General features: G+C 64.9%; 7 protein-coding genes and 1 pseudogene. 7 read left to right on the top strand and 1 reads right to left on the bottom strand.

Features of this window, described 5'->3' with window-relative positions; genetic code table 11:
• Positions 1-1,243, top strand: a 1,243-nt coding sequence (gene paaZ / locus ABZD10_RS12095) for a phenylacetic acid degradation bifunctional protein PaaZ (RefSeq protein ID WP_372886802.1), incomplete at its 5' end; no start/stop codon positions are given.
• A gap of 79 nt (positions 1,244-1,322) precedes the next feature.
• Complete coding sequence (locus ABZD10_RS12090) at positions 1,323-2,117, top strand: PaaX family transcriptional regulator C-terminal domain-containing protein (RefSeq protein WP_372886801.1); 795 nt, start codon at positions 1,323-1,325, stop codon at positions 2,115-2,117.
• Positions 2,118-2,185: 68 nt separating this feature from the next.
• On the opposite strand, the gene hpaR is transcribed toward ABZD10_RS12090, so the two are convergent.
• Positions 2,186-2,626, bottom strand: coding sequence for a homoprotocatechuate degradation operon regulator HpaR (gene hpaR / locus ABZD10_RS12085; protein WP_372886799.1), 441 nt, complete (start codon positions 2,624-2,626; stop codon positions 2,186-2,188).
• Between the two features lie 112 nt (positions 2,627-2,738).
• Between hpaR and ABZD10_RS12080 the strand changes: the two genes are divergently transcribed.
• The 5 genes and pseudogenes from ABZD10_RS12080 to ABZD10_RS12060 all read left to right on the top strand — a co-directional run.
• On the top strand, positions 2,739-4,151 hold the full coding sequence (locus ABZD10_RS12080; RefSeq protein ID WP_372886798.1) for an aspartate aminotransferase family protein: 1,413 nt from the start codon (positions 2,739-2,741) through the stop codon (positions 4,149-4,151).
• A gap of 109 nt (positions 4,152-4,260) precedes the next feature.
• Positions 4,261-5,436 carry a substrate-binding domain-containing protein gene (locus tag ABZD10_RS12075; RefSeq protein WP_372886797.1) on the top strand — a complete coding sequence of 392 codons (1,176 nt, stop codon included), beginning with the start codon at positions 4,261-4,263 and terminating at the stop codon, positions 5,434-5,436.
• Positions 5,437-5,561: 125 nt separating this feature from the next.
• The gene (locus ABZD10_RS12070) at positions 5,562-6,326 is read left to right on the top strand and encodes an ABC transporter ATP-binding protein (RefSeq protein WP_372886796.1); all 765 of its coding nucleotides are present in this window, start codon (positions 5,562-5,564) and stop codon (positions 6,324-6,326) included.
• Positions 6,319-7,044, top strand: a complete 726-nt coding sequence (locus ABZD10_RS12065; protein ID WP_372886794.1) for an ABC transporter ATP-binding protein — start codon at positions 6,319-6,321, stop codon at positions 7,042-7,044. Before ABZD10_RS12070 ends, ABZD10_RS12065 begins: the two co-directional genes overlap by 8 nt.
• A 61-nt stretch (positions 7,045-7,105) precedes the next feature.
• Positions 7,106-7,380, top strand: a pseudogene (locus ABZD10_RS12060) (branched-chain amino acid ABC transporter permease); the annotation flags it as partial.

The following is a 7,380-nucleotide window of genomic DNA, read 5'->3' as shown; positions in this document are numbered from 1 at the left end:
GGCGCTGCTGGAGCTGGTCGGAGCCCAGCCGGGCACGCCCGAGTTTGATCTCTTCGTCAAGGAAGTCCAGCGTGAGATGACCACCAAGGCGGGCCAGAAATGTACCGCCGTGCGCCGCATCATCGCCCCGGAAACCACCGTGCAGGCAGTGATCGAGGCCCTTTCGGCGCGTCTCGCCCAGACCCGGATCGGCGATCCGCGTCTGGAAACCACCCGCATGGGCGCGCTGGTCTCCAATGGCCAGAAACGCGACGTGCTGGAAAAGGCGGCGATCATCGGCACCGAGGCAACACGCGTCTTTGGCGACCCCGAGGCCTTTGACGTTGACGGAGCCGACGCCGAGAAAGGCGCCTTCGTGCCGCCGATGCTGTTCCACTGCGCCGACCCGGACCGGGCCGAGCGCATCCACGACACCGAGGCCTTTGGCCCGGTCAGCACCATCATGGGCTACCGCGATCTCGACCACGCCATCGCGCTGGTCAACAAGGGGATGGGTTCGCTGGTGGCCTCGGTCATCACCCATGACCCGCAGGTGGCCCGCGAGGTCGCCATGGGCGCCGGCGCCTACCATGGCCGGCTCTATTTCAACAACCGCGACTCGATGAAGGAAAGCACCGGCCACGGCTCGCCGCTGCCGCATATGGTGCATGGCGGCCCCGGCCGCGCCGGGGGCGGCGAAGAGCTGGGCGGCGTGCGCGGCGTGAAACACTACATGCAGCGCACCGCGATCCAGGGCTCGCCCGACATCCTGACCGCGATCGGCGACAAATGGGTGCCCGGCGCGACCGAGATCACCGGCCCCGCGCATCCCTTCACCCGCACCTTCCACGATCTGTCGATCGGCGAGACCCTCAACAGCCCCGCGCGCGAGATCAACCTCGACGACATCGAGCTCTTTGCCAATTTCACCGGCGACACCTTCTATGCCCACATGGATCAGGAGGCCGCCGAGCGGAACCCCTTCTTCCCGGGCCGCGTCGCCCATGGCTATCTGCTGCTCAGCTTTGCCGCCGGCCTCTTTGTCGAACCCAACGAAGGCCCGGTGCTGGCCAATACCGGCCTCGACAGCCTGCGCTTCATGAAGCCGGTCTCGGCCGGTGACAGCATCAAGGTGCGCCTCACGGTGAAGAAAAAGACCCCCCGCAACGAGGACTACGGCGAGGTGCGCTGGCACGTCACCCTGACCAATCAGGACGACGAGCTGGTCGCCGAATACGAGCTGTTGACCATGAACGCCTACTGAGCCGCGCAGCACCGCCGACCCCGCAGGGCGCGGGTCGGCGGTGCTGGCCAAACCTGCCGCACCGGACTAGAGTCCTGCCATGGCGAACAACTCCGACACGTGGTTTCACGATTCCATCAAGCTGCTGACCTACAACCGTAATCAGCGCGTCTGGTCGATCATCGTCACCATCTTCGGCGATCTCGCCGGAACTCCGGGCGACCGGATCAGCGGCGCCGCCCTGTCACGCATCACCGAACCGATGTCGATCAAGCCCGAGGCGATGCGTGTCGCCCTGCACCGGCTGCGCAACGACGACTGGATCGACAGCCACAAGGAGGGCCGCTCGAGCTTCTACGGCCTGACCCGCTTCGGGCTGGAACAGAGCACCGCGGCCCGGCCCCGGATCTATGCCCGCGAGGTCGACCTGCCAAGCCAATGGCAGCTCTGCGCGCTGGAACCGGGTGGCGGCCCCAAGGGCCAGCGCGCCCGCGACATGCGCCACCGTGGTTTCGTCGCCGTGCTGCCGGGGCTGTTCCTCGGCCCGGTCGGCGCCGCCGCCCTGCCCGACAGCCTGGTGTTCCACGGCGCGGCGCAGGAGATTCCCGCATGGGTGCAGGAAAAGATCGCCACCCCCGAGATCACGCAGGCCTATGGCGATCTCGAGCGGGCTCTGGACCGGTTTTCCGTCAGCCTGCTCGACGCGCCCGCCCTGTCGCCGCATCAGGTGGCGACGCTGCGCAGCATCATCGTTCACATCTGGCGACGCGCGCTGCTGTCGCACCCGGATCTGCCCCAAGCGTTTTTCGGCGAGGGCTGGCGCGGCGGCGCCTGCCGGATCAAGGTCATGGATGTGCTCGACAGGCTGGGGCGCCCGCAGGCGGCGCAGCTGTAACGGCACGGGCGCAGGCGACGCGCAGGCAACATGCCCCGCTCCCAAATCCCGGCGGTTTTCTGCGGCGGCTAGGCTTCGAGCTCGGTCAGCTCGTTCAGCAGGTCGATCAGAACCTCGTGCTTGTCATCGCCAAGCTTCTCACGCATCTCGCCCAGAATCCGGCGGCTGGTGTCGAGATTGGCCATGATGACATCGCGGCCCGCCTCGGTGGCGCGGATGATCTGCCGACGACGGTCCGTGTCGTCCCGTTCACGGGTGACATAGCCCTTGTCCTCGAGCTTTTGCAGGATGCGGGTCAGGCTGGGCAGAAGCAGCACCGCCCGATCGGCGATCGAGGTCGGGTCCATCGGCCCCTCTTCATCCAGCACGCGCAGCACGCGCCATTGCTGTTCGGTGACACCGGCATCTGCCAGCATGCCGCGAATGGGCCACATCACGCGTTCGCGGGCGCGCAGCAGCGCGATCGGCAGGGAACGGTTGGTCAAGGGGTATTTCTTCTTGGACGTCATAAGCCATTCATGCACGCTACAACCTGCAAGAGCAATATGATTTAGCTTGTTAACAGAGGCTTGGCGTGTTTTTCTTTTGTTAACCTGTTAATTAAAAATCGGAGATAGGGTCATGAAATGGGATGAATTCGCAGGCTGGGGCGCCCGGATTTCAGAGTGGGCGCGCGGCTATCATCAGGGCCTGCGCCAGCGCCCGGTGCGCGCCCAGGTTGCGCCGGGCGAGATCCTGGCGCAATTGCCGGTGGCACCGCCACAAAGCGCAGAGCCGATGGAACGGGTCTTTGCCGATTTCGAAAACATCGTCCTGCCCGGCATCACCCATTGGCAGCACCCGCGTTTCTTCGCCTATTTCCCCGCCAATGCCACGCCGCCCTCGATGCTGGCCGACTATCTGGCCACGGTGATCGCGCCGCAATGCATGCTGTGGCAGACCTCGCCCGCCGCCACCGAGATGGAGACCCGCATGCTGCAATGGCTGCGCCAGTCGCTGGGGCTGGCGGACCATTTCGAAGGCGTCATCCAGGACAGCGCCTCGACCGCCACCCTTGCCGCCGTGCTGACCATGCGCGAACGCGCGCTGGGCTGGCAGGGCAATGAAAAGGGTCTCGCCGGGCTCGACACCCTGCGCATCTACTGCTCGGCCGAGGTCCACACCTCGGTCGATCGCGCCATCTGGATCTCCGGCATCGGTCAGGACAACCTCTGCCGCGTGCCGACCCATGGCCCGCTGCGCGCGATGCAGCCCGAGGCGCTCGAGGCCGCCATTCAGGCCGACATCGCCAAGGGTCTGAAGCCGGCGGGCATCGTCGCCTGCGTCGGCGGCACCGGCACCGGCGGCTGCGATGATGTTTCGGCGGTCTGCGACATCGCCGCGAAGTATGGGCTTTACGTGCATGTGGATGCCGCCTGGGCCGGGGCGGCGATGATCTGCCCCGAATTCCGCCATCTCTGGCAGGGCGTCGACAAGGCCGACTCAGTGGTCTTCAACCCCCACAAATGGCTGGGCATGCAGTTCGACTGCTCGGCGCATTTCGTCAAGAACCCCGATGATCTGGTGCGCACGCTGGCGATCAAGCCCGAGTATCTGAAGACCCATGGCCATGACGGCATCATCAACTATTCCGAATGGTCGGTGCCCTTGGGCCGCCGCTTCCGGGCGCTGAAGATCTGGTTCGTGCTGCGCATCTACGGGCTCGAGGGTCTGCAAGCGATGATCCGCAACCACGTCGCCTGGGCCGAGGAACTGCACGGGCTCCTGGCGGCCGAGCCGGAGTTCGAGATCGTCACCGCGCCGGTGCTGTCGCTCTTCACCTTCCGCTATGCGCCGGCGGGGGCGGGCGACCTTGACGCGCTGAACCAGCGGCTGGTCGACGCGATCAACGACGACGGGCGCATCTATCTGACCCAGACCCGCACAATGGGCGCCCTGGTGCTGCGCTTTCAGGCCGGCCAGGTCGATGCCACCCGCGAAGACCTGCTCTTGGCCTTTGAAGTCATTAAGGAAATCGCCGCGACCCTGCGCTGATCGGGAACTACGTATTTCCACCAAGTTGACCCAAAAGCGGGGCTCCCCCTACCATTCACATAATGGGATCGAGGCGTTTTTTGCGCCTCGGCGCATAGGGAGAGACATTATGAAGAAATTGCTTCTGGGCGGATTCGTCTCCGCTCTGGCCCTGGCCAGCGCGGCGCAGGCCGATATCAAGATCGCGCATATCTACGGCAAGACCGGCCCTTTCGAGGCCTATGCCAAGCAAAGCCATGACGGGCTGATGCTGGGGCTGGAATATGCCACCGGCGGCACCATGGAGATCAACGGCGAAAAGATCGTGGTGATCGAGAAAGACACCCAGCTGAAGCCCGACAACGGCAAGGCGCTGCTGGAAGAAGCCTATGGCGACGACGGGGTCGACCTTGCCATCGGCCCGGTCAGCTCGGGCGTGGCGCTGGCCATGCTGCCGGTGGCCGAGGAATATGAAAAACTGCTGATCGTCGAGCCCGCCGTGGCCGACTCGATCACCGGCGCCAACTGGAACCGCTATATCTTCCGCACCTCGCGCAACTCCAGCCAAGACGCCGTGGCCAACGCCATCGCGCTGGCCGGCGAGAACGTGCATATCGCCACGCTGGCGCAGGACTATGCCTTTGGCCGCGACGGTATCGCCGCCTTCAAGGAAGCGCTGGAATCGCAGGGTCATTCGGTGGCGCATGAGGAATACGCCCCCACCGACACCACCGATTTCACCGCCGCCGCCGAGCGCATCTTCAACGCCATGAAGGATCTCGAGGGCGACAAGAAACTGTTCATCATCTGGGCCGGTGGCGGCAACCCGATGGGCAAGATCCAGGCCATGGATCCGAGCCGCTTCGGCATCGAGATCGCCACCGGGGGCAACATCCTTGCAGCCCTGAAAGCCTACAAGGATTTCCCCGGCCTCGAGGGGGCGACCTATTACTACTATGAGAACCCCAACAACGAGGTGAACGACTGGCTGGTGAAGACCCATCAGGAGCGCTACAACTCGCCGCCCGATTTCTTCACCGCAGGCGGCATGGCGGCCGGCATCGCCGTAGTTGAAGCGATCACCAAGGCCGGCAGCACCGACACCGAAAAGCTGATTGCCACCATGGAAGGCATGGAATGGATGACGCCCAAGGGCAAGATGATGTTCCGCGCCGAGGACCATCAGGCGCTGCAATCGATGTATCACTTCAAGATCAAGGTCGAGGACGGCGTCGAATGGGCGGTGCCTGAACTGGTGCGCGAGCTCGGCATCGACGAGCTGCCGATCCCGGTCCGCAACAAGTAAGCCAAAGGCTGGCGGGTGGCCCCCGGGCCACCTGCCCTCCCCCGTCCCGGGCCCGCCCCGGGACCCCGCCCGGCATGAGGCCCCGGATCATCTCCGGGGCGGGCCGGCACAAACAGCGAACGAACATGTCACATCCTATTCTTGAAACCACCGACCTGACGGTGCGCTTCGGCGGCCATGTGGCGGTCGACCACATCTCCTGCAGCTTCCGCCCCGGCGAGCTGACCGCCATCGTCGGCCCCAACGGCGCCGGCAAGACCACCTATTTCAACCTCATCTCGGGGCAGATCCCGGCCAGCGAGGGCCGGGTGCGGCTCAATGGGCGCGACATCACCCGCATGTCGGTGGCCCAGCGCACCCATCGCGGCATCGGCCGCGCCTTTCAGCTGACCAACCTGTTTCCCAATCTCAACGTCTTGGAAAACGTGCGGCTGGTGATCCAGTCCAAGGCCGGGCGCGGTTTCAACATGTTTTCCATGGCCTCGAGCCATGACGACCTGACCGCACCTGCGCGCGCGATCGTCGAGCGGGTGCGGCTGGGCGATCAGGCCTATCAGATCGTCTCGGAGCTCAGCCACGGCGACCAGCGCAAGCTGGAGGTGGCGCTGCTGATCGCGCTCGACCCGCTGGTCTATATGTTCGACGAGCCCACCGCCGGCATGTCGGTCGACGAGGCACCGGTGGTGCTCGACCTGATCGCCGAGCTGAAGGGCCGCAAGGATCGCGCCATTCTTCTGGTGGAACACAAGATGGACGTGATCCGCACCCTCGCCGACCGCATCATCGTGCTGCACAACGGCGCGCTGGCCGCCGATGGCGATCCGGCCACGGTGATGGCCTCGGACGTGGTGCAGGAGGCCTATATGGGCAAGGAGCTGGAAGATGTCTGAGATGATGCTCGAACTCAAAGGGGTCAAGACCAACATCGCCCAGTACCACATTCTTCAGGGCGTCGATCTGGCGGTGCCGCGCGGCGCGGTGACCATGCTCTTGGGCCGCAACGGGGTCGGCAAGACCACCACGCTGCGCAGCATCATCGGCCATTGGCGCGCCCACGAGGGCAGCATCCTGTTTGACGGCGAGGACATCACCCGCCTGCCCACCCCGGCGATCGCCCGGCTCGGCATCGGCTTCGTGCCCGAGGACATGGGCATTTTCTCGGACCTCAGCGTCGAGGAGAACATGGTGCTGGCAGCGGTATCGGGGCCGATCAACTCGGCCCGGCTCGACTGGGTGTTCGACGTGTTTCCGGCGCTGAAGACCTTCTGGAAGAGCGACGCCGGCACCCTGTCGGGCGGGCAGAAACAGATGCTGACCATCGCCCGCGCCATGATCGAGGAACGGCGGCTCTATCTGATCGACGAGCCGACCAAGGGGCTGGCCCCGGCGATCATCACCACCATGGCCCGCGCCCTGCGCGAGCTGAAGGCCCAGGGCGCCTCGATCCTGCTGGTCGAGCAGAATTTCGCCGTCGCCAAGGCACTGGGCGACAGCGCCAATGTCATGGATGACGGCCGCATGGTGTGGTCGGGCGAGATGAAGACGCTGGCCACCGATGCCGCACTGCAAGAGAGCCTGATGGGGCTGAGCATGGAGGGCCACCACTGATGGGCCTGTTGAGAGGTAGGATTTTGAGTATTTTTGGCGAGATGAAACAGGGGGGCGGGGCATGAGCGCGGCACCTGAACACAATCCGACCCTGGCCCGCCTGTCGCTGACCGAACGGCTGGAACCATACGCACCCGTATTGATCGTGGCGGCGCTGATGGTCTTCGGGCTGGTGTTGATCCCCTCGGGATCGAGCTGGCTGACGCTGACCGTGTCGGGGCTGGCGATGGGGATGATGATCTTCATCATGGCTTCGGGGCTGACGCTGGTCTTCGGTCTGATGGATGTGATCAACTTCGGCCATGGCGCCTTTGTCTCGGTCGGCGCCTTTGTCGG

It is taken from the genome of Shimia sp. (assembly GCF_041624275.1).
Taxonomy (GTDB): domain Bacteria; phylum Pseudomonadota; class Alphaproteobacteria; order Rhodobacterales; family Rhodobacteraceae; genus Shimia.
Note: the sequence above shows the minus strand (reverse complement) of the source record. Positions and strands in the feature narration are given on the sequence as shown.

Bases quoted from the DNA above. Each gene is read 5' to 3' on its own strand.
- ABZD10_RS12065 (WP_372886794.1), top strand. From the start codon at position 6,319: ATGTCTGAGATGATGCTCGAACTCAAAGGGGTCAAGACCAACATCGCC.
- ABZD10_RS12080 (WP_372886798.1), top strand. From the start codon at position 2,739: ATGAAATGGGATGAATTCGCAGGCTGGGGCGCCCGGATTTCAGAGTGG.
- ABZD10_RS12090 (WP_372886801.1), top strand. From the start codon at position 1,323: ATGGCGAACAACTCCGACACGTGGTTTCACGATTCCATCAAGCTGCTG.
- ABZD10_RS12070 (WP_372886796.1), top strand. From the start codon at position 5,562: ATGTCACATCCTATTCTTGAAACCACCGACCTGACGGTGCGCTTCGGC.
- hpaR (WP_372886799.1), bottom strand. From the start codon at position 2,626: ATGACGTCCAAGAAGAAATACCCCTTGACCAACCGTTCCCTGCCGATC.
- ABZD10_RS12075 (WP_372886797.1), top strand. From the start codon at position 4,261: ATGAAGAAATTGCTTCTGGGCGGATTCGTCTCCGCTCTGGCCCTGGCC.